Raw genomic sequence first — 19,162 nt, 5'->3', positions numbered from 1 at the left:
GACATCCGGAAGAGGTCTCTCCCATGCCGGTACCAACCCTGGATACCGAAGCGCAGGAGACGCTGCTCGCCGCCGCGGCCGCCGCGCCCTCGGTGCACAACACCCAGCCCTGGCGTTTCCGCTTCAACTCCCGGGAACGCAGCGTCGACATCTTCGCCGTGTGGGAACGGGCGCTCCCCGAGACCGACCCGCAGGGCCGGGCCCTGCACATCTCGATCGGCGCCGCCGTCTTCAACCTGCGGGTCGCCGCCGCCCGGCTGGGCTTCACCCCGTCCGCCCGGCTGGTGCCGGGCGGCGAGGACCCCGACCTGCTGGCGACCGTGCTGCTGGCCGGCCCGGAATCCGCTGCCCCGGTGGCCGGAAGTGCCGACCCGGCCGGGAACGGTGCGGCAGCCGGGAATGGCGTGACGGCGGCGAACGGGGCGGCGGGGGAGCAGGCCCCGGACGGCCCGGAGGCCGCCGCCGCGGCGGGAACACCGGCCGCGCTGCCGGACCTCTACGAGCCCCTCTGGCAGCGGCACAGCAGCCGCAAGCCGTTCACCGGCCGCCCGGTGCCGCAGGAGGTCCTCGACGAGCTCGTCGAGGCGGCACACCGGGAGGACGTGGGGATCCTCCTCCCGGACGAGGCGGAGACCGCCCGGCTCCTCGAGCTCACCGCCGACGCCGAGCGGTACAACCTGCAGGAGCCCGGCCGCCGGAAGGAGGCCGACGCCTGGGTCGTCGACCCCGGCAAGAGCCGCTACGGCATCCCCGCCACCGCGCTGGGGCCGCTGGACGCCTCCGCCCGGCTGCCGGTGCGGGAGTTCACCGGCGCGCAGCGGGAGAAGCCCGCCACCCCCTTCGAGCCGAACCCCCGGCTGCTCCTGCTGTCCACTCGCGGTGACGGCTCGATCGACTGGCTGAAGACGGGTCAAGGGCTGGAGTACGTCCTGCTCCTCCTCACCGCGCACGGCCTGCGGGCCTCTCTCCTGCATCAGGCGACGGAGTGGACGGACCTGCGGTGGCTGCTCCGCGATCCGCTGCACGGCCGGGGGACCCCGCAGACGCTGGTGCGGATCGGCTACGGACCGGAAGGGGCGGCCACGCCGCGGGACCGGCCGGAGGCCGTGACGCGCTAGCGGTGCCCGCCGTCGCGGTCCGCCGGGTTCGGCTGCGGCGCCACCGGAGCCGCGACCGCCACCGAACCCGGTGCGTCCGCCGGGCCGGAAGGGCTGCCGGGGCGCCGGCCGGCGGTGTGCTCCGGCAGCAGCCATCGCTGCAGACGCATGGCGGCGTAGCCGACCACGGACAGCGCGCAGGCGATCAGCAGTTCGGTGAGGGCGAGTGGCTCGGTGCCCAGCAGAGCCCGCAGGGGCGGGAAGTACACCCCGGCGATCTGCAGCGCCAGCGCCGTGGCGACGGCCACCAGCAGGAACGGGTTGGACCAGGTTCCGGGACGGGCCCGGGACCCCAGTGCGACGCCCAGCTGAGTGGCTCCCAGGACCAGGAACACCATGGTCTGCCAGGGCCGGTCCGTCTGGTGCGCCCAGACACCGGCGGCCAGGGTGACGGCGGCGATCACCGTCCCCATGAGCAGGACGCGGGGCCACAGTCCGGCGCCCAGCACGCTCTCCCCGGGCGGCCGGGGCGGGTCCCGCATTACGTCCCGGCCGCCGGGCTCCGCGCCCAGCGCCACCCCCGGCAGCCCGTGGGTGAGGAGGTTGATCCAGAGGATCTGCGCGGGCAGCAGCGGCAGCGGCATGCCCAGGAACGGGCCGATGAGCATGACCGCGACCTCCGCCGCGCCCCCGGAGATCCCGTACAGCAGGAACCGCCGCACGTTCGAGTAGACCCGGCGTCCCTCCTCCACGGCCGCCACCACGGTGCCCAGGTCGTCGTCGGCGAGGACCAGGTCGGCGGACTGGCGCGCCACCTCGGTACCGCGCCGGCCCATGGCGACCCCGATGTCGGCCCTGCGCAGCGCCGGGCCGTCGTTGACGCCGTCGCCGGTCATGGCCACCACATGGCCGGCCGCCCGCCAGGCCTGCACGATGTCCAGTTTCTGCTCCGGGCTGGTGCGGGCGAAGATCCGGGCCTCGGTCAGGTCGCCGGCTTCTCCGCTGCGGATCTGCTCCCCGGTGACGACCCGGTCGCCGTCCGCGATGCCCAGCCGCCGGACCACCGCCCGGGCGGTCAAGGGGTGGTCCCCGGTGATGAGGACGGGGATGATGCCTGCGCGGGTGCAGGCTTCCAGGGTGGCCGCCGCGGCGGCCCGGGGCGGGTCCAGGATCCCGACGAGCCCGAGCAGCCCGAGGCGGCCGGACTCCCAGCCGTCCACCGGACCGGGTTCCGTCCCGGCCGTGGGGGGTCCCGGCGTGTCCGCTCCCGCCGGCCCGGTGACCGCCGCGCCGGTTCCGGCGACGTCGCCCGGCAGGGTGTCCGCGGCGACGGCGAGTACGCGGTATCCGTCGGCCGCCAGCCGGTCGGCATGGGTGACGGCCCGCGCGAGCTCCTCCGGGGAGCCGGTCAGCACGTGCGCGGTGAGCATGACCTCCGGTGCCCCCTTGCTGATCACCCGTGCACTGCCGTCGGGACCGCGGTGCACGGTGGTCATGCGCTTGCGGGAGCTGTCGAACGGGACCTCGTCCACCCGGGGCCACGCTCGCTCCAGCACGGTTCGGTGCAGTCCCAGCCGGGCACCGGCGGTGAGCAGGGCCGCCTCGGTGGGGTCACCGAGCGCCAGCCACGACGGACGGTCGTCATCCCCTGGAGGCTGCAGGCCCGCGTCGTTGCACAGCACCGCCGCTTCGAGGAGCGCGGCGAGGTCCGGCGCCTCCTCCGCCGTGACGGTCCGGCCGTCGCGCAGCACGCGGCCCTCCGGGGCGTACCCGGTGCCCGTGACCACGGCCGTGGTCTCCGGTGTCCACAGCGCTTCGGCGGCCATCCGGCCTTCGGTCAGGGTGCCGGTCTTGTCGGTGGCGAGCACGGTCACCGAGCCGAGCGTCTCCACCGCGGGCAGGCGCCGGACGATGGCCCGGCGGGCCACCATCCGGCGGGCGCCCAGGGCCAGGGACAGGGTGACGACGGCAGGGAGTGACTCGGGTACCGCGGCGACGGCCAGGCTCAGGGCGGTCACCACCATCACGTCCCAGGGTTGCCCCCGCAGCAGGCCGAGGAGCAGGACCAGGGCGCACAGCACCACGACCGCGGCGGCGAGAACCCTGCCGAACGCGGCCAGTCTGCGCTGCAGCGGCGTCAGGCCCGGTCCGGTTCGCAGGAGTGCGGCGATGCGTCCGGTGGCGCTGTCCGCCCCGGTCGCGGTCACCGAGACGCGCCCGCGGCCCCGGACCACGACGGTGCCCGCCGACACGGTGCCCGCCGACACGGTGCCCGCGGGGGACGGTTCCGCCGGCCGCGGGCCGTCCGGGGCGCTCGCCGGGGGCCCGTCACCCTCCGGGACGGGCACCGGCGTCGTCCGCGTCGGCGCCTGCCCCGCCACCGCCGTCTTCTCCACCGGCTCCGACTCGCCCGTCACCGAGGACTCGTCGATCAGCAGCCGGGCCGCTTCCAGGACGACGCCGTCGGCGGGCACGATGTCCCCCTCGGCCAGGAGCAGCAGGTCGCCGGGCACCACCTCGGCCGAGGGCACATACCGCTCCTGGGAGTCCCGGACCACCCGGGCGACGGGTGCGCTGAGCGCCCGCAGGGCGGCGACGGCCCGCTCGGCCTTGATCTCCTGTGCCACTCCCACCACGGTGTTGACGATGACGACGAGCATGATGATCGAGGTGTCGGCAAGATCGTTGGTGGCGATCGTCAGGGTGGCGGCCGCCAGCAGCACGAGGATCAGGGGGTCGCGCAGCTGCTGGAGCACCCGGTGCCACAACGGGACGCGGCGCTCGGCGGCGATCGTGTTGGGTCCGTGCGAGACGAGCAGCCGGGCGGCCTCCCGCGTGGACAGCCCTGCCGGGCCGCCGGAGCCATGATCCGCCAGATCCGCCGTCACCCCGGTGCCTCCGCCCGTGCCGACGCGGGTGCCCGGCCGCATCCGGGCGCCTGCTCAGGCTTCAGGGTATGCAGGGCCCGGGCGGGCGGGCAGGGCCGGATGGGCCGGCCGGACGATCCGCCCGGCCCTTCCCCGTCCGAGTCGCGCGGCCGGGACGCCGCCGCGGCGGGTCAGCTCCCGGCGGCCACGGCCAGCCGGCGGGCGGCCAGCTCGGCGTAGAGCGCCGTGCCGTCCGCCAGCACCGCGTCGTCGAAGGCGGCGAGCGGTGAGTGGTTGCTCGGCGCGGTTTCCGGGTCGCGGTCCGGCAGGGTGGCCCCGAGGAACACCATGGCCCCGGGTACCTCGGCGATGACCCGGGAGAAGTCCTCGGCGCCCAGGATCGGGTGGTCCATCGGCGCGAAGTGCTCCTCGCCGTGCACCTCACGCACGGTGTCGGCGGCGAACGCGGACTCCGCCCGGTCGTTGACGGTGACCGGGTACTGGTCGATGAAGTGCGCGTCGGCCCGCAGCCCGTGGGCAGCCGCGAGGCCCTCGCAGACGGCGACGGTGCCCTCGCGCAGCTTCTCCAGGTTCTCCGGGGAGAAGCTGCGAAGTGTCGCGGTGAACTCCGCGGTGTCCGGGATGATGTTGGCCTGGGTGCCCGCGTGGAAGGCGCCGACGGTCACCACGACCGGGTCGAAGACATCGATGTTGCGGGTGACCCAGGTCTGCAGGGCCGTCACCATCTCGCAGGCCACCGGCACCGGGTCCTTCGCCTGGTGCGGGGCCGAGCCGTGCCCTCCCGCGCCGTGCACGGTCACCTTCAGTACGTTCGAGGACGCCATGATCGGCCCGGTCCTGGTCGCGAAGGTGCCGGCGGGCCAGTTGCCGGACGTGACGTGGAGGGCGTAGGCGGCCACCGGCCGGTCGCCGGTGGCGTCCAGGACGCCCTCGTCGAGCATGTGCCCGGCACCGTTGAAGCCTTCCTCCCCGGGCTGGAACATGAACAGCACGTTCCCGGCGAGCCGGTCGCGGTGTGCGGACAGCAGCCGCGCCGCACCGGCCAGCATCGTGGTGTGCAGGTCGTGCCCGCAGGCATGCATCCGGTCACCCTCGGCGGCGATGTCCAGGCCGGTGCGCTCGGTGACCGGCAGCGCGTCCATGTCCCCGCGCAGCAGCACGGTCGGGCCGGGCCGGGCTCCGCGCAGCACCGCGGTGACGGAGCTGAGGCCGGCGCCGGTGGACACCTCCAGCGGCAGCCCGTCCAGCGCCGTGAGGACCGCTTCCTGGGTGCGGGGCAGGTCGAGGCCCACTTCGGGGATGCGGTGCAGGGTGTGGCGCAGGCGGGTGAGGTCGGGGGACAGGGCACGCGCGTCGTCACGCAGATTCATGGCGCTCCTTGTGGGAGTCCGGCTGGTGGTGCGGCGGTCAGCCGCCCGGTGGTCGGGTGCCGGGATCCTGGACCACTGGAGTCAGGATCGTAGCGTTGCCCTCCGGTTCGGTGGAGGCTCTCCCGGCGCTGTCGCTGACTTTGATGAGCAGGGCGATGAGCAGCCAGTTGGCGACGGTCGAGGAACCGCCCTGGGCGAGGAAGGGCAGCGCCTTGCCGGTCAGCGGGATGAGGCCGGTCACGCCGCCGGCGACGACGAAGACCTGCAGGGCCAGCACGGACGACAGCCCGGCGGCCAGCAGCTTGCCGAACGGGTCGGTGGCCTTCATCGCGGTGCTCAGGCCACGCTGGATGAGCAGCACGTACAGGAAGATCACCAGGGTGACACCGACCAGCCCGAGCTCTTCGCCGACGGTGGCGAGGATGAAGTCGCTGCGCCCGGCGAAGCCGATGAGGTAGGAGTGCCCTTCGCCCAGCCCGGTGCCGGTGAGATCACCGGCCCCGAAGGCGAACAACGCTTGCGCGGACTGGTCGGAGATCAGGCCCGCCGGCCGCTCGGCCTCGGGAAGGAAGATCGCCATCGGGTCCAGCCACGCCTGCACGCGGCCCTTGACGTGGTGCTGGGTGGCGGAGACGACGGCAGCCCCGCCGATGGCCATGATCCCGCCGAGGACCACCCAGCTGGTGCGCTCGGTGGCAATGTACAGCATGACGATGAAGGCGCCGAAGAAGATCAGTGAGGTGCCGAGGTCGCGCTGGTAGAAGAGGACGACGAGGCTGACCGCCCACACCAGCAGCACCGGTCCGGCGTTGCGCCCGCGGGGCAGGGCCAGTCCCAGGAAGCGGCGCCCGACGAGGGCCAGGGCGTCCCGGTTGGCCATGAGGTAGCTGGCGAAGAACACCACGATCATGACCTTGACGAATTCGCCGGGCTGGACCGACAGCGGTCCGATGCTGATCCAGCGTTTGGCGCCGAACTGGTCGGCGCCGAAGAAGGCGGGCAGCACCAGCAGGATCATCGCCGCGGCCATGCCGAGGTAGGTGTAGCGCTGGAGCAGCCGGTGGTGCTTGAGGAGGATGACGACCGCGATCATCAGTGCCGCGCCTATGACCGTCCAGATCGCCTGGCCGGGGGCCACCGGGGCGGCCTGGTAGGTGCCGGCTGCGCGGTCCGCGTAGGCGTGGTCGAGCCGGTCCATGAGAATGAGGCCGAGCCCGCACAGCAGCACGGTGACGGGCAGGATCAGCGGGTCGGCGTACCGGGCGAACCGGCGCACCGCGAGGTGGGCGGCCAGGGCGACGGCTCCCAGCCCCAGCCCGTAGACGGGGAGACCGGAGGGCATCGCGTCGTGGAGCGCGAAGCCGACGGCGGCGTGCCCGAAGATCACGATGATGACCGCGAACACCACCAGCAGCAGTTCGGTGTTGCGACGGTGCGCGATCCAGCTCTGGATCTCCGTCTTCGTGCTCGTTTTCACACGCGTCCCTGCCCCGTTTCGCCCCCGGTCCGATCGGCGCCCCCGGCTCCTGGCGCCGTAGCGAAATCTAACAAGCTCACGGGCACTCGGACGCCCGGAGCCGGGGAGCGGGGTCAGTCGTGGGTGATCCGGACCCGGTGGCTGCCGTCGTCCTTCGCTTCCAGGACATCGACCCGGACGCCGGCCTCGCGGTCCCGGAAGGTTTCTCCCGGAAGGAACGGGGCGTCGGTCAGCTCGGCGGTCACCTGGGGGTCGGGGAGCGACTGGCAGCCGCCGCTGTCCGGGGTGGAGTCGATCACCCGGGCCGGGCCCTCCCCGGTGGACACGGCGGTGTTCACGCGGGTCAGGAGCACTCCGGGACGGCACACCATGCGGTCCAGTTCGCTGCGGGCACGGACTTCCGCGGTGAGCACCTCGTGCCGGCCGGTGCGGATGGCCACCAGTTTGGTGCCGCCCGGTTCCCCGCCGGGGGAGAGCAGGTGCTCGGTGACGCCGGGGCCGGCGACGCAGTCGACCTGATCGGGGGTGAGCCATTCCATCTTCCATTTGTGCCAGGCCAGGAAGTCGTTGCTGGGTCCCCAGTCCTGTTCCATGACATCCCAGTGGCCGGCGAGCAGGGGTGCTTCGCCGGGGGCGGTCCAGTACAGGTCGGGCAGCCCGAAGGCGTGGCCGTTCTCGTGGACGAGGACCCGGTGCGGGCTGTCGCCGGGCTGCCGGCTCCAGATGAAGCTGATGTTCTGCACCGGACCGGTGGGGGTGTGCAGGAGAGGGCGTCCCGGAAAGGACACCGACAGCACCTTTTCGACCGCGGAGGGGCCGGCGTGCGGGGCGGCCAGCACGTTCACCAGGTCGTGGGCGGAGAAGTCCACCTCGTCGCGCACGGCCTCGGCTATCTCGCGCACCAGCCGGTTGTAGCCGTCGGGGTCGGCGGGGTGCCAGCCGACCCCGCGGTCTATGCCGTAACTCTCGAAGGGCTGGGACATCCGCAGCCACCGGTGCACGGGCTCGGGCCGGTAGTCCAGGCGGCCGTGACTGCTGGTGGCGAAGTACTGCCGGGTGGCGGGGAAGAACTCGGCGAACCGTTCTTCCGTGCTGACCCGGGCCTCTGAGCCGGGAAAGTCGATGAACAGGGTGAGCGCGGTGACCGTTCCGTGGGACCGGGCGAAGCGGGAGGCCGTCGGTATGCCCGCGTTCAGCCCGCCTCCGCCGGGCGGCGCGCAGGCCGTCACCTGCGCGGGACCCGGAGCCGCTGCCGCCGGCCAGCCGCCCGGGGAGAGGTCCGGCAGGGCGTCGACGGTGCCGGGGGTGGTGCTGAACAGGAGGGCCAGGGACCCGGCGGCGGCGAGTACGGCACGTCGGCTGGGTATCTCCGGCATCGGCTGCGGCCCCTTCGAAGGCGGTCTCCCTCGGTCTTCCTCGGTCTCCCGCGACCTCCCGCGACCTCCCGCAGTCACCGGGGGTGACTGCGGGAGGCCCCGTGCGGGGATGGGATCCACTCTGTTCCGGGCCGCCCGGGGGCGCCTGCCGGGCGCGGCAGCCGGGTGAGGGGCGGTGGGGCGGTGGGGTGGTGGGGCGGTGGGTGAGGGCGGCGGGTGCCGGGAAGAGGGTTTGCGGTCCCGGGATCGGGAACCCGCCCATGACAGCGGCTATCACCCATGTGGTGGAGCGGGGCGTTCGCGCACCGTCTGTGCCAGATGGTCGCGGTCCGGGGAACCGGACCGCCGCCGGACCGGCCGCTCGGCACTGCCGGAAGGGTCCGTCCCGGAAGGCAGTGCGCTTCCCGGGGACAGGCGGGGGCGCTCGGCAACCATCGGGCGGCGCCGTTCGTCCTCAGGAGGAGGGGGTGGGGCCAGAGGCCCCGAACCCGGGCAGGTCGGGTGTGCGAGCCGTGCAGGGTACTGCATCACAGAAAAAAAGATGCGCTGCTTGGGAATTCTGTCCGGATTCCCCTCGTTGATTTGTTATGGATGCGGGATGCAAGGGGGCGTTCCGGTCATCCACAGACCAGTGCATCATTCTGATCACTCGCAAGGGAGCACGTATGGCAACCCGTGCCGTCGCCCGCCGCCAGGACGCCGCCACCGGCACCGTGAAGGACGCCGAACCGGCGAGCCGTGCCCGGCCAAGCGCAAGTGGGGATGCCACGGAGCGCGACCTGGTGGGCATGTACCTCGACGAGATCGCCCGTACTCCGCTGCTGGACGCGGCGAAGGAAGTGGATCTGTCCCTCGCCATAGAGGCGGGGCTCTACGCCCAGCGCATTCTCGACGGTGAGGAGGAGCCGGCTTCCGGCTCGCCCGCCGCCCGCGCCCGCCGTAAGGAGCTGGAGGCTCTGGCGGTCGAAGGCGAACGGGCCAAGGACACCTTCATCCGTTCCAACCTCCGGCTGGTGGTTGCCGTCGCACGGCGGTACCCGCGCAGCGGGCTCCCCCTGCTCGACCTGATCCAGGAGGGCAACGCAGGTCTGGTCCGCGCGGTGGAGAAGTTCGACTACACCAAGGGATTCAAGTTCTCCACCTACGCCACCTGGTGGATCCGGCAGGCCATCACCCGCTCGATAGCGGACCAGTCGCGCACCATCCGGCTGCCCGTCCACCTCGTGGAGGAGCTGGGCAGAATCCGGCGGGTGCAGCGGGAGTTCAACCGCGAGCACGGCCGGGACCCGGAGCCCGGCGAGGTCGCCGCCGAGCTGGGATCCACCCCCGAGCGGGTGCAGGATGTCCTGGACTGGGCGCGCGACCCGGTCAGCCTGAACATGTCGGTCGACGACGAGGGGGAGACCCAGTTCGGGGACCTCCTGGAGGACACCTCCGCCGATTCCCCCGAGCAGTCGGTGCTGGTGATGCTGCGTCGGGAGGGTCTGGAAGACCTCATCGGACGGCTCGACGAGCGCACCGCCGCCATCATCCGCGCGCGGTACGGCATCGAGGACGGCCGGGAACGGACGCTGACCGAGGTCGGCAGGCAGCACGGCCTGACCAGGGAGCGGATCCGGCAGATCGAGAAGCACGCCCTGATGGAGCTGAAGCGGATGGCTGACGCCAGCGGCTTCGATGCGGCGGCCTGACCGGCCCGTCGCCCACCTGCTGAGCCCCGGTGCCTCCCCCGACGCCGGGGCTCACCCCTGCCCGGCTCGCCCCCGTCCGCCTCACTCACGCCCGGCGGGAGCCTCCGCCGGCGGATAGAGGTCCCGGTACGAGGGGAAGAGCCCGCCGGGGGTGTCCGTGGTCTCCGCGGCCAGCACTGCCCGGACGACGGCCCGCCGCAGCACGTCCGCCCCCGCCGCCAGGATCTCGTTCAGGGCGGCGCCCGGGAACTCGGACTCCGGCAGCGGCCGTTCCGCGGTGGACAACGCGAAGACGGTATCGCCGTCCGTCATCAGGTGCACCGGCCGGACCGCCCGGGCCAGCCCGTCGTGCGCGGTGCCCGCCAGCTTCTGCGCCTGCGCCGGGGTGAGCGTGGCATCGGTGGCCACCACGGCCAGCGTGGTGTTCAGCGGCGGGCCCAGGGACGTCGCCATCCGGCGGCCGGACTCCTGCTGTGCGGCGGCCAGCCGCCGGCGCGCCTCCGCGTGCTGAGCGGGCGGCGGGATGTGACGCGGGTCGCCGTGGAGGGCTCCGGTGTCGGGGTCGAGGGGGGACCCGGCCGCGTTCACCGCGGTGAGGGCCGCGACGACGGCCCCCGACGGAAGCCGGGTGCTCGCCGTGCCGATCCCGCCCTTCATCCCTCCGGCCAACGCCCCGGTGCCCGCCCCGGCGTTGCCCTCGGTGACCACTTGGCCGGCGGCCTCCGCCGCCGCCCGGCCGAGCGCGGCATCCGGGCGGGCGCGCCAGTCGCCGCCCCGGCCGAGGTCGAACAGCACGGCCGCGGGTACCACGGGCACCACCTGGGCCGGGTCCGGGCCGACCCGGAAACCGCGGCCGTTCTCCTCCAGCCAGTCCATCACCCCGGTGGCCGCGGCCAGCCCGAAGGCACTGCCACCGGCCAGCACCACCGCGTCGATCCGCTCCACGAGGTTCCGCGGGTCGAGCACGTCCGTCTCCCGGGTGCCGGGCCCGCCGCCCCGGACGTCCACGCCGGCCACCGCCCCGCCCTCGGGTGGCAGTACCACCGTCACACCGGTCAGCCAGCCGTCCCCGGCGCGCTGGGCGTGGCCCACCCGCAGCCCCGAAACATCCGTCAGTGAGTCACGCATGGCTCCTGCGTATCACGTGCAGTGGACGTTCATCAGCTGTTGATCGGCGCTCGCGACACTGCCTGCATGACCGCAGAACTGACCGGGGTACCGGGCGTCGGGGGCATCCGTCCGGCCGAGATACTGGACCATGCCCAACTGCTGGACCAGGGCCGGCGGGCGGCAGGGGCGCTCGCCCGGAGGGGGATCGGGGAGGGGGACGCGGTGGCGGTGCTGTTGCCGATCGGCCTCGAGTCGGTTGTCGCCACGCTGGCCTGCGGCTCCCTGGACGCGCGGCGGCTCACGCTGGCGGCGGGGGATCCGGTGCACGTCCTCCGGGAGCGTCTTCAGTCCTCCGGCGTCCGGCTGGTGATCACCGCGGACAACTGCCGGGAGGAGGACGGCGTCGTGCCCGTCAAGGCCCGCCTGGACCGGGCGCTGCGGGACTGCCCCGGGGTGCGCGGAGTTCTGGTCGTCCCTCAGGTGGCCGGGCCGGTGCCCTGGTCACCCGGCCGTGACCACTGGTGGCACGAGGCGCTGGCGACCGAGCCGCCGGTCGGCCGGCCGTACGCTGAGGGGATGAGCAGCACCACGCCGCCTCCCCGGCGACAGCAGAAGCCGCCGTCCCTGATCTTCGACGATCCGCTCACGGGCCCCTCGGCCGACGACAGCGACGAGGGCTGGGGCGAGCAGCCGGCTGAGCTCGGCGGGAGCGCCGCCGACCTTCGCCGCTTCCTGGACGACAAGCCGCCCCACCACCTCTGACCCCTGGGGCTTCCGGTGCCCGGTGGGGCCGCGCCCGGGGTTCGTGGCCCGGCGGTCCGGCCGCCGGGGTCAGCGGGGCTCCTCGCCTCGCTCGGTGACCTCGGTGGCGGCACGCTGGGCGGCCAGGCTCACGGGTTCGCCGGCCGGGCGCCGGGCGGCGATCAGCTCGTCGCGGATCTCGGTGAGCAGGTCCAGCTCCGTTTTGGCGAGGGGGGCGTCCTCCTTCGGCTTCCGCGCCTCCAGCCGGGCCTTGTACCGGTTGATGGGCACAACCATCACGAAGTACACGACGGCCGCGGTGAGGACGAAGGTGAGTGCGGCGCTCAGCACGGTGCCCCAGCCGATCGGGATCCCGGACACGATTTCCCCGGCCGCGTCGGTCTGGCACGGGCCTTTGAGGCAGGACTGATAGGCCTCCAGGTCCTGGGTGCCGAAGGCCCCCACCAGCGGATTGATCACCCCTTCCACCACCGCGTTCACGACCTTGGTGAAGGCGGCCCCGATCACCACCGCGACGGCCAGCTCGACCACGTTCCCGCGCATCAGGAATGCTTTGAATCCCGCCAGCACGCCCTGCTTGCCCTCGCTCAACGAACTGCTCATTTCTCTCGGTCCGATGCGGTGTCCGCCGCCGTACTGCCTGCAGCAACGCCCAGAGCCTCACCAGCGGGTCACCGTGAGGTGCGACCCCCAGGCCGCTCCGGCGAGCTCGGCCGCGGCAGGCCGCGGGACCAGAAGTACCACGAGCGCGCCGTCGTCCCCGCCCCCGGCAGCATGGTCCACGGCCGGGGGCACGTCGATCACCTGGACCCGGTGTGCCACCACTCGGGCCTCCGGCGGGGGATCCCCGGGCGCCACCGGCCCGGCGGCCAGCACGTCCACCAGGTCGCCGGGCTCCAGCAGCCCGGCTGCAGCGGCGTCCGCGATCCGCACCGGAGCAGAGACGAGCGCCTCCGGCGAGGGCTTCGTTTCCGGCGGCCCACCGGTCCGCTGCTGCGGCTCCCCGGTCGCGGTGCCCCCGGGCGGGTGGGCGGGGGCCGCCTCCCGGTCCACGGCCACCGCCAGGGTGGCGGCGAGGACCGCGAGCGTCACGGCGATCACCCGCCTGCGCCGGCGCACCGCACGGCGCAGCCGGTGCCGGGCGCCCCGGGGGCGTACGGGGTCGAACTCCGGAACCGGGCAGGGCGCGGGACGGGACAGCGGGGGCGGGGGAGGTGGCAGGCGATGGTCCGGGGGGCTCATGCCCTCACCGTGACAGCCCCGACGGGATTCCGCCGGGGCCTGTGGAGAACCCGGGGCCTGGGGACAACACCGTCCCCTGCCGGAGCTGCCGGAGCTGCCGGAGCTGCCGGAGGAGACAGTTGGGACGGAGCTGCGGGAGGAGACGGCAGGCGGAGAAACCGGTGGCCCGGCCGGAGACCGGCCGGGCCGACTGACTCAGGGCAGCGGGAGGCCGGTGTCCTGGCCCTGCAGCGCCGCGGTGCACAGGCAGTCGCGGTCGGTGCCTCCGGGCAGCGCGGCCACCACGTCGAACAGCACTCCGCGCAGTCGGTCGACGTTGGCCGCGAACACCTTGAGCACCTCGGTGTGCGAGACGCCGTCCCCGGTTTCCGCGCCCGCGTCCAGGTCGGTGACCAGCGCCAGGGAGGTGTAGCAGAGTGCCAGTTCACGGGCGAGGATCGCCTCGGGGTGACCGGTCATGCCGACCACCGACCAGCCCTGCGCGGCATGCCAGCGGGACTCGGCGCGGGTGGAGAAGCGCGGCCCTTCGATGACGCACATGGTGCCGCCGTCCACCGCGTCCCACCCCTGCTCGCGGGCGGTGGTCAGGGCCGCGGCCCGGCCGGCCGGGCAGTACGGGTCGGCGAAGGTGGCGTGCGCGACGTTCGGCACCACACCGTCGGGCAGCCGCTGCCCGTCGTAGTAGGTCTGCACCCGGCTCTTGGTGCGGTCCACCAGTTGGTCGGGAATCAGCAGGGTGCCGGGGCCGTACTCGGGCTGCAGACCGCCGACCGCGCACGGGCCGAGCACCTGGCGCACGCCGAGCGAGCGCAGCGCCCACAGGTTGGCGCGGTAGTTGATGCGGTGCGGCGGTACGGAGTGGGTGCGGCCGTGGCGGGGGAGAAAGGCGACCCGCCGTCCCGCGATGTCACCGAGGAACAGCGAGTCGCTCGGTGGGCCGTAGGGAGTCTCGACGGTGATCTCGGTCACATCGTCCAGGAAGGAGTAGAACCCGGAGCCGCCGATCACGCCGATCTCGGCCCGGGGGGCCGCCGACTGGGCCGCGGTCATGCCGCGGGTGAGGCGGTGGCGCTCTTGCCGGCCGAGGACGAGGAGGACGAGGCGGTGGAGGCGTCGGCGCTCTTGGTCTCGGTCTTCTTGGTGCTGTCCTTCTCCGCCGGCTTCGCCGCGGGGGAGGTGCTGGTGCTGGTGCTGGTGCTGCGGCTGTCGTTGCGGTAGAAGCCGGAGCCCTTGAAGACGATGCCGACCGCCGAGAACACCTTCTTCAGCCGGCCCTGGCAGCTCGGGCAGTCGGTGAGCGCGTCGTCGGTGAACTTCTGCACCACTTCGAGGCCCTCCTCGCAAGCGGTGCACTGGTACTGGTAAGTCGGCACGTGATCCTCCTGGCACTCTTCTCCGGTGAGTGCTAACGACGGTCCATCGTGCAACATTCCCGGCGCATAGTCCACTGCCGGTGACGCACGCCTCCCTCCCCCGGGCTTTCCCGAGTGCCCGGGGGAGGGGGCGTTCCGTTCACTCGCCGGGCCGCCGGTTCCGGCGGATGCCGGTGGCGCCCGTCTCCCGCAGCCAGCGGGCCAGCTTGCCGCCTTCGGCGACCGCGTGCAGGCGCTGTTCCACCTCGTCCCGGACCGGGTCGGTCGCGACCACCAGCAGCTCGTCACCGCGCATCAGCACGGTGGTCGGGTCGGGCACGAAGCTGGTGCCGTCACGGACAACGAGCGTGACGGCGGCCGCCCGTGGCAGCCGCAGCTCGGCGACCTCCACGCCGTGCATCCGGGAGTCCCTCGGGATCGTCACCGAGAGCAGATGCCCGCGCAGCCGTTCCAGCGGCGCGGACTCGATGTCCACGTCCACCGTGCGTTCGTCCTGCCCGAGGTGCAGCCGCCGGGCCACCCAGGGCAGGGTGGGTCCCTGGAGCAGGGTGAAGACCACCACCAGCAGAAACACGATGTTGAAGACCCGGTCGCTCTCCGCGACGCCGTTCACCACGGGGATGGTGGCCAGCACGATGGGCACCGCTCCCCGCAGCCCGGCCCAGGACATCAGCACGTGTTCCTGCCAGGGTCTGCGGAAAGGCAGCAGGGACAGGGCGACCGACAGGGGGCGGGCCACCAGCGTCAGCCCCAGACCGATGGCGATCGCCGGCCAGAAGTCGTCGAGCAGTTCGCTGGGGTTCACCAGCAGTCCGAGCAGGATGAACAGCCCCATCTGGGCGACCCAGGCCATGGCGTCGGCGAAGCCGCGGGTGGCGGGCCGGTGCGGCAGCCGGGCATTGCCCAGCACCAGGGCGGCGACGTAGACGGCGAGGAAGCCGCTGCCGTTCACCATCGCGGCCGCGGCGTAGGCCAGCACGGTCAGGGCGAGCACGGCGATGGGGTAGAGGCCGGAGGCGGGCAGCGCCACGTGGCGCAGCCCGAAGGCACCGAGCCTGCCGACGGCGAGCCCGATCGCCAGCCCGATGGCCAGTTGGAGCAGCATCGCGCCCGGCAGCAGGAGCCAGTGCTGGGCGGGCTGGTCCAGGGCGTCCAGGGTGGAGAACGCGACGACCAGGATGACCACCGGGGCGTCATTGAAGCCGGACTCCGCCTCCAGCGCGCCGCTCAGCCGGCTGGGCAGCGGCACCTTGCGGAGTACGGAGAAGACCGCTGCGGCGTCGGTGGAGGACACCACCGCGCCCATGACCAGAGCGGTCTGCCATTCGAGCCCGACCAGGTAATGTGCCGCCGCAGCGGTGACGCCGACGCTGACGCCGACGCCGACGGTGGCGAGCACTGCGGCGGCCGGGAGGGCGGGTTTGATCAGTCTCCAGCGCGTACTGAGACCGCCCTCTGCGAGGATGACGACCAGAGCGGCGTAGCCGAACACCTGGGTCAGCTCTGCGTCCTGGAAGTCCACCCCCAGTCCGTCCTGGCCGATGATCATGCCGATGCCCAGGTAGAGCAGCAGGGTGGGCAGTCCGATCCGGGATGTCAGCCGCACGGCGGCGACGGCGACCAGAAGGACGAGGGTGCAGGCGAGCAGGAGTTCATTGAGGCGGTCGACAGTCAGGGGCTGGTCTCCTCACGGTGATGTGTGGTGGCCTCCTGGCGGCGCTGCCGAATCAAGACACCTGCACAATACAGTTATATTCGGGACGGCTTCTTTGCAGGAAATTTACCATCCCGTTGATCACGCCGCCGGGGGACAGCGCTCCCCGTGGCATCACCCGGGTGGAGGTGTGTCTATGGTTGCTCAAGTCCGCCCACCTGGCCTGTGAAGGACAGCGATGCCCGCCAAGAAGTCCTTGCGACGCCTCCGTCTGCTCGCGATCGCTGTCGCCGTGCTGCTTGTGGCCGGGCTCGGCTACAGCACGTTCTGGAGCGTCAGCACCGTGCGCGCCTCGTTCCCGCAGACCACCGGGGAGATCACTCTCGACGGTCTGTCCGGTGAGGTCACCGTCCGCCGGGACGGCAACGGGATCCCGCAGCTGTACGCCGACAGTGCGGAGGACCTCTTCCGGGCCCAGGGCTTCGTGCACGCCCAGGACCGCTTCTGGGAGATGGACGTGCGGCGGCACCTGACCGCCGGCCGGCTCTCCGAGATGTTCGGCGAGGACCAGGTGGAGACCGACGCCTTCCTCCGCACCCTCGGCTGGCGCCAGACGGCGCAGCAGGAGTACGACGAGGAGCTCGCCGAGGACACGAAGACCTACCTGCAGGCCTACGCCGACGGGGTCAACGCCTACCTGGCCGACCGGGACGGGGCCGGCCTCTCGGTGGAGTACGCCGCGCTCGGCTTCGTCTCCGACTACGAGCCGGACGAGTGGGGCCCGGTCGATTCCGTGGCCTGGCTCAAGGCCATGGCCTGGGACCTGCGCGGCAACATGCAGCAGGAGATCGACCGGTCGCTGCTCGCCGGCCGGCTCAGCCAGGAACAGATCGACGAGCTCTACCCGGCCTACCCGTACGACCGGAACCGGCCCATCGTCACCGAGGAGGGGGCCGGTGACGGCACCTTCGCCGAGGGCGTCCCCGGTGACGGCGGTACCGGCCGAGCCGGCGAGGAGGACCCCGTCGGCGAGGAGGACACCGCCGACGAGGACACCGCCGGCGAGGACCCGGACGGTGCTGCGGGGGCGGACGGCGCGGTCCAGGACGGCGACGAGATCGACGAGGCGATCGAGGGTGCCTCCACCCAGCTCGCCGCCCTCACCCGGACCCTCGACGACATCCCCGCGCTGCTGGGCCCCAGCGGCAGCGGCATCGGCTCGAACTCCTGGGTGATCTCCGGCGAGTACACCACCACCGGGAAACCGCTGCTGGCCAACGACCCGCACCTCGCGCCGATGCTGCCGTCCATCTGGTACCAGATGGGCCTGCACTGCAACGAGGTCACCGAGGCCTGCCCGTTCGCCGTCTCCGGCTTCTCCTTCTCCGGCATGCCCGGCATTGTCATCGGCCACAACGAGGACATCGCCTGGGGCTTCACCAACCTGGGCGCCGACGTCAGCGACCTGTACCTGGAGCGCCTCAACGAGGGCAACTACCTCCGCGACGGCGAGCAGGTGCCGTACGAGACCCGCAAGGAGACCATCGAGGTGGCCGGCGGGGAGGCCCGCGAGATCACCGTCCGCTCCACCGCGAACGGCCCCATCGTCTCCGACCGCAGTGACGAGCTCGGCGATGTCGGCGGGCTGGCGCCGGTGGAGGACGGCGCCCCCGACCGTGGTTCCGGTTACGCCGTCTCCCTGCGCTGGACCGCGCTCGACCCGTCCCGCACGATGGACGCCGTCTTCGGCATCAACACGGCCTCGGACTTCGAGGAGTTCCGCACCGCTGCCCAGGACTTCGCGGTGCCCTCGCAGAACCTCATCTACGCCGACACCCAGGGCAACATCGGCTACCAGGCCCCCGGCCGGATCCCGGTCCGCGGGGCGGGCGACGGCCGGTACCCGGCCCCCGGCTGGGACTCCGCGTACGACTGGACGGGCTGGATCCCGCAGGAGGAGCTGCCCTGGGAGTACAACCCGGAGCGCGGCTACATCGTCACCGCCAACCAGTCCGTGATCGACCCGGAGGCCTACCCGTACCTGCTGACCGACGACTGGAGCTACGGCGCCCGCAGCCAGCGGATAGACGACCTGATCCAGGGGCTGCTGAAGGAGGGCGGCAAGATCTCCATGGGGGACATGCGCTCCATACAGCTGGACAACAGCAACGAGATGGCCAAGATCCTGGTGCCCTACCTCCGGGACATCGACATCGCGGACCCCTACATCCGCGAGGCGCAGGAGCTCCTGGAGGGCTGGGACTACACCCAGGACGCCGACTCCGCCGCAGCCGCCTACTACAACGCCGTCTGGCGGCATGTCCTGAAGCTCTCCTTCGGCCACAAGCTGCCCAAGGAGGTCCGCGTGGAGGGGCAGTGCCTGCGGGTCCGCCCCGCCGACGACGCCGGCCCGCTGGAGGACGCCCACGGCCGGGCCCGCCTGGTCCGTGAGTGCGGCCAGCGTTCCGCGGGTTCCGCCCAGCCCGACGGCGGTGACCGCTGGTTCGAGGTGGTCCGCGGCCTGCTGGAGGAGCCGGAGAGCGACTGGTGGAAGAGCTCCGGCAACCGCACCAGCCCCAGCTCGGACAACCGCGACGAGCTGCTCGCCAAGGCCATGAAGGACGCCCGCTGGGAGCTCACCGCTTTGCTGGGCAAGGACATCGGCACCTGGAGCTGGGGCCGGATGCACCAGCTCACCCTGGAGAACCAGACACTCGGCACCGAGGGGCCCGGCGCCGTGCGGTGGCTCCTCAACCGCGGCCCGTGGAACCTCGCCGGCGGCAAGGACGCCGTCGACGCCTCCGGGTGGAACGCCGCGGGCGGCTACGAGGTCACCTGGGTCCCGTCCATGCGGATGATCGTCAGCCTGGACGACTTCGACGAGTCGCAGTGGATCAACCTGGCCGGCGCCTCCGGACACGCCCACCACCGCAACTACACCGACCAGACGGAGCTGTGGGCCAAGGGCGAGTTCCTGCCCTGGGCCTACAGCCCGGAGGCCGTCGAGGAGAACACCGCCGACACCCTGGTCCTGAACCCCGGGGACTGACCCGGCCCGCGCCGGAGCGTCCGCACCCGGGCACCGGCATCACGGCCCGGCACCGGCAGCAGGGCCCCGGCAC

14 protein-coding genes and 1 pseudogene are annotated in these 19,162 nt (G+C 72.7%); 5 read left to right on the top strand and 10 right to left on the bottom strand.

Annotation, left to right across the window (positions count from 1 at the left end; genetic code table 11):
- The first annotated feature begins 23 nt into the window (after window positions 1–23).
- Window positions 24–1,118 (top strand): nitroreductase family protein, encoded by a 1,095-nt coding sequence (locus PJ985_RS07150; RefSeq protein WP_271682725.1) that lies wholly within the window; start codon window positions 24–26, stop codon window positions 1,116–1,118.
- Here the strand turns inward: PJ985_RS07150 and PJ985_RS07145 are convergent.
- From PJ985_RS07145 to PJ985_RS07130, 4 genes are all read right to left on the bottom strand, one after another.
- Window positions 1,115–3,985 (bottom strand): cation-translocating P-type ATPase, encoded by a 2,871-nt coding sequence (locus PJ985_RS07145; protein WP_271682724.1) that lies wholly within the window; start codon window positions 3,983–3,985, stop codon window positions 1,115–1,117. The genes PJ985_RS07150 and PJ985_RS07145 overlap by 4 nt on opposite strands.
- A 170-nt stretch (window positions 3,986–4,155) precedes the next feature.
- Complete coding sequence (locus tag PJ985_RS07140; RefSeq protein ID WP_271682723.1) at window positions 4,156–5,355, bottom strand: M20 metallopeptidase family protein; 1,200 nt, start codon at window positions 5,353–5,355, stop codon at window positions 4,156–4,158.
- A gap of 37 nt (window positions 5,356–5,392) precedes the next feature.
- Complete coding sequence (locus PJ985_RS07135; RefSeq protein ID WP_271682722.1) at window positions 5,393–6,832, bottom strand: FtsW/RodA/SpoVE family cell cycle protein; 1,440 nt, start codon at window positions 6,830–6,832, stop codon at window positions 5,393–5,395.
- A gap of 113 nt (window positions 6,833–6,945) precedes the next feature.
- Entirely contained in the window at window positions 6,946–8,208 is a 1,263-nt protein-coding gene (locus PJ985_RS07130; protein WP_271682721.1) for a M6 family metalloprotease domain-containing protein, read from the bottom strand.
- Window positions 8,209–8,873: 665 nt separating this feature from the next.
- On the opposite strand from PJ985_RS07130, the gene PJ985_RS07125 reads away from it, so the two are divergent.
- A complete protein-coding gene (locus tag PJ985_RS07125) occupies window positions 8,874–9,899 on the top strand; it encodes a sigma-70 family RNA polymerase sigma factor (RefSeq protein WP_271682720.1) in 1,026 nt (341 codons plus the stop codon).
- Window positions 9,900–9,980: 81 nt separating this feature from the next.
- Here the strand turns inward: PJ985_RS07125 and PJ985_RS07120 are convergent, their stop codons facing one another.
- A complete protein-coding gene (locus PJ985_RS07120; protein WP_271682719.1) occupies window positions 9,981–11,027 on the bottom strand; it encodes a P1 family peptidase in 1,047 nt (348 codons plus the stop codon).
- A 66-nt stretch (window positions 11,028–11,093) separates the two neighbouring features.
- Between PJ985_RS07120 and PJ985_RS07115 the strand changes: the two are divergent.
- A pseudogene (locus PJ985_RS07115) lies at window positions 11,094–11,522 on the top strand (AMP-binding protein); the annotation flags it as partial.
- 63 nt (window positions 11,523–11,585) lie between these two features.
- Window positions 11,586–11,771, top strand: coding sequence for a hypothetical protein (locus PJ985_RS07110; protein WP_271682891.1), 186 nt, complete (start codon window positions 11,586–11,588; stop codon window positions 11,769–11,771).
- 69 nt (window positions 11,772–11,840) lie between these two features.
- Here the strand turns inward: PJ985_RS07110 and PJ985_RS07105 are convergent, their stop codons facing one another.
- The 5 genes from PJ985_RS07105 to PJ985_RS07085 all read right to left on the bottom strand — a co-directional run bounded on the left by PJ985_RS07105 (window position 11,841) and on the right by PJ985_RS07085 (window position 16,061).
- The gene (locus PJ985_RS07105) at window positions 11,841–12,374 is read right to left on the bottom strand and encodes an MscL family protein (protein ID WP_271682718.1); all 534 of its coding nucleotides are present in this window, start codon (window positions 12,372–12,374) and stop codon (window positions 11,841–11,843) included.
- A 57-nt stretch (window positions 12,375–12,431) separates the two neighbouring features.
- A complete protein-coding gene (locus tag PJ985_RS07100; RefSeq protein WP_271682717.1) occupies window positions 12,432–13,013 on the bottom strand; it encodes an RcpC/CpaB family pilus assembly protein in 582 nt (193 codons plus the stop codon).
- Between the two features lie 195 nt (window positions 13,014–13,208).
- The gene (locus tag PJ985_RS07095) at window positions 13,209–14,063 is read right to left on the bottom strand and encodes an S-methyl-5'-thioadenosine phosphorylase (protein WP_271682716.1); all 855 of its coding nucleotides are present in this window, start codon (window positions 14,061–14,063) and stop codon (window positions 13,209–13,211) included.
- Window positions 14,060–14,386 carry an FmdB family zinc ribbon protein gene (locus PJ985_RS07090; RefSeq protein WP_271682715.1) on the bottom strand — a complete coding sequence of 109 codons (327 nt, stop codon included), beginning with the start codon at window positions 14,384–14,386 and terminating at the stop codon, window positions 14,060–14,062. The genes PJ985_RS07095 and PJ985_RS07090 overlap by 4 nt, the downstream gene beginning before the upstream one ends.
- A 139-nt stretch (window positions 14,387–14,525) precedes the next feature.
- Window positions 14,526–16,061 carry a potassium/proton antiporter gene (locus PJ985_RS07085; RefSeq protein ID WP_271682890.1) on the bottom strand — a complete coding sequence of 512 codons (1,536 nt, stop codon included), beginning with the start codon at window positions 16,059–16,061 and terminating at the stop codon, window positions 14,526–14,528.
- Between the two features lie 217 nt (window positions 16,062–16,278).
- On the opposite strand from PJ985_RS07085, the gene PJ985_RS07080 reads away from it, so the two are divergent.
- Window positions 16,279–19,089: a penicillin acylase family protein gene (locus PJ985_RS07080; RefSeq protein WP_271682714.1), complete on the top strand. Its 2,811-nt coding sequence runs from the start codon at window positions 16,279–16,281 to the stop codon at window positions 19,087–19,089.
- Window positions 19,090–19,162 lie beyond the last annotated feature (73 nt).

This window comes from Streptomyces sp. ACA25 (genome assembly GCF_028200735.1).
Taxonomy (GTDB): Bacteria; Actinomycetota; Actinomycetes; order Streptomycetales; family Streptomycetaceae; genus Streptomyces.
Note: the sequence above shows the minus strand (reverse complement) of the source record. Positions and strands in the feature narration are given on the sequence as shown.